The 374-nt window shown below is 66.3% G+C and carries 1 protein-coding gene; it reads left to right on the forward strand.

Annotated elements, in window-relative coordinates:
* Positions 1-374, forward strand: a 374-nt coding sequence (locus ACTJJN_RS27050; protein ID WP_440781804.1) for an Ig-like domain-containing protein, incomplete at both ends; no start/stop codon positions are given.

The following is a 374-nucleotide window of genomic DNA, read 5'->3' on the forward strand; positions in this document are numbered from 1 at the left end:
CCTGCCGCCCCAACCGAACTGACGGTCAGCGCGGACGGCAGCGTTATCACCGGCCGTGCCGAACCGGGCAGCACCGTGCGTGTCCTGGCTGCGGACGGCACCGAATTGGGCTCTACCGTGGTCGGCCCGACCGGCGTGTTCAGCCTCAACCTCAATCCGCCACAAGTTGACGGCGAAGTGCTGCAGACCACCGCGACCGATGCCGCTGGCAACACTTCCGTTACCAGCTCGGTCACCGCACCGGACATCGATGGCGGCGATACCACCCCGCCTGAAGCACCGACCAATCTGGTGATCGGTCTTGCCGGTAGCCAGCTCAGCGGTCGAGGCGAAGCCGGCTCTACCGTGCAGGTACGTGACGCGGCAGGCAACAT

This window comes from Pseudomonas sp. 22515 (genome assembly GCF_052044625.1).
In the GTDB taxonomy this organism is placed as follows: Bacteria; Pseudomonadota; Gammaproteobacteria; order Pseudomonadales; family Pseudomonadaceae; genus Aquipseudomonas; species Aquipseudomonas alloputida.